At 63.7% G+C, this 1,683-nt stretch carries 1 protein-coding gene and 2 pseudogenes; 2 read left to right on the top strand and 1 reads right to left on the bottom strand.

The genetic code is table 11. The features are described from left to right. On the bottom strand, positions 1-447 hold a 447-nt coding region (locus ABIC30_RS31725), incomplete at its 3' end, for a hypothetical protein (protein ID WP_354456838.1). A 594-nt stretch (positions 448-1,041) separates the two neighbouring features. Between ABIC30_RS31725 and ABIC30_RS31720 the strand changes: the two are divergent. Further along, positions 1,042-1,191, top strand: a pseudogene (locus ABIC30_RS31720) (transposase); the annotation flags it as partial. Positions 1,192-1,199: 8 nt separating this feature from the next. Beyond that, positions 1,200-1,512: pseudogene (locus ABIC30_RS31715) on the top strand (ATP-binding protein); the annotation flags it as partial. Between the last annotated feature and the right edge of the window lie 171 nt (positions 1,513-1,683).

Genomic DNA, 1,683 nt, shown 5'->3' with positions numbered 1-1,683 from the left:
GGCAGCGCGTCCTTCACGCCGCGTGAGGCGGGCCGGAAACCGCCCGACAAACCAGACCGAGCGCCTCCCACCGTCAGCACCGAACCTGCGGAAGAACCAAAGCTCAATGCCGTTTGACACGGTTGAAAGCCCCTCGGAGGGCTTGTAGCTGCTTGCAGGCACTCTGGAGCCGGATCGCTCGCGAACGGCCCTGACGTCCAAGAAGCCCGGTTTGCCGCCCACGATCATCGGCGGCGAGCGATGCACCGGCCCAGTCCTGTTCTGGAAAGGGCGGATCACAGCCAACTGCCTGCCGCAAATGATGCGCCGCGTCGAATTGAGCGACGCGGTTCCAAGCGACGGGGAATCGTTCGAGGCACCGCTGCACCTCGGTTGATCGAAGGCACCAAGCTGAATCTGCGCGGCCATCGGCGATAGCTGCGCCTTGCCTTGATCCAGGGGCAGCACCGTTTCGTCGGCAGCCTACGGGCCATCCCGGCTCGACCGCGGCCAGTTCCCGATGCGGCGGCTATCTCTCGTCTTCGGCCGTCCCACCGATCCCCGCTGCGCGGTCCCCACACGGGACCCTCAAAACAAAACTGAGAATCTAGAGTCTGTTCTTTCTGTTAGAGGCTGAAAGATGGGAGCGCGAGGCGGTCCACAGGCGATCCCCGGCGCTGCGCCGTTAACGGGACTTTAAAGGATTTACTCCATCTTGCGAGAAGAGGATGGTCCGACAGCACCTTAGCAACTCCGAGTCGTGTACGGGCCAGAGATTCGCGTACTATTCGTCCAGAGGGCCGGATTCGACATGTCCCGATCGACTGCCTGTGAATGGCGGAGTCGATGACGCTGGCCGAGATCGGCCCGGACCGGCCTGGCGGGGCATCCTATCCACATTCATCAACTCCCCCGACGCCCATCTGTGGATGACTCACGACGCCTGCCAGTGATCGCCGCGACAGAGCTGTTGGCCGGCTCTAGGGTGCGAACCGAACCAAGCTGTTGCAGGGTCTGTCGTTTTGTGATTCCAGGCGGCCGTTTTGCGGCCTGGAGGCGGTGATGGCGGACCTGTTCTGGCTCTCGGATGAGCAATGGGCGGTGATCGGACCGTTCATGCCCCAGGATCAGCCCGGACCCGAGCGCAAGGACGACCGGCAAATCATCTCTGGCATCCTGCACGTGCTGACGTCGGGCTGCCGCTGGCGCGATTGACGCACTACGCCAAGCCGAAGCTGCTGATCATCGACGAGCTCGGCTATCTGCCGTTCGAGCCGGATGCCGCGCATCTGTTCTTCCAGCTCGTCAGCCGCCGTTACGAGCGGGGCGCGATGCTGGTGACCTCGAATCGGGCGGTGGGCGAGTAGGGGGAGCGTGTTCGGCGACGCGGTGGTGGCCACCGCGATCCTCGATCGGCTGCTGCACCACAGCCACGTCGTCACCATCCGCGGCGACAGCTACCGGCTTCGTGAGAAGCGTCGCAGCGGCCTCCTGCAAAAGGCGGCTGCGGTCCCCCAACCCACACCCGTCTAGGCGTGGGAAATGAGCATGGGGGTCAGATCCTCATGACGCGAAGGGGTCAGTTCCGGTTCTTCCGCAGGTTCGGTGCTGAGCGCCTTGTGAAGCGTTGATCCCTGGGGTGGCGGAGGGAGCGCGCGATGCGGATCTCGAACCCGTTATTGCCCTCGGTTTCAGAAGGTGTGC

The organism is Methylobacterium sp. 1030 (assembly GCF_040544715.1).
Lineage (GTDB): Bacteria > Pseudomonadota > Alphaproteobacteria > Rhizobiales > Beijerinckiaceae > Methylobacterium.
The sequence above is the reverse complement of the archived record's forward strand: the minus strand, read 5'-3'. Positions and strand labels throughout refer to the sequence as shown.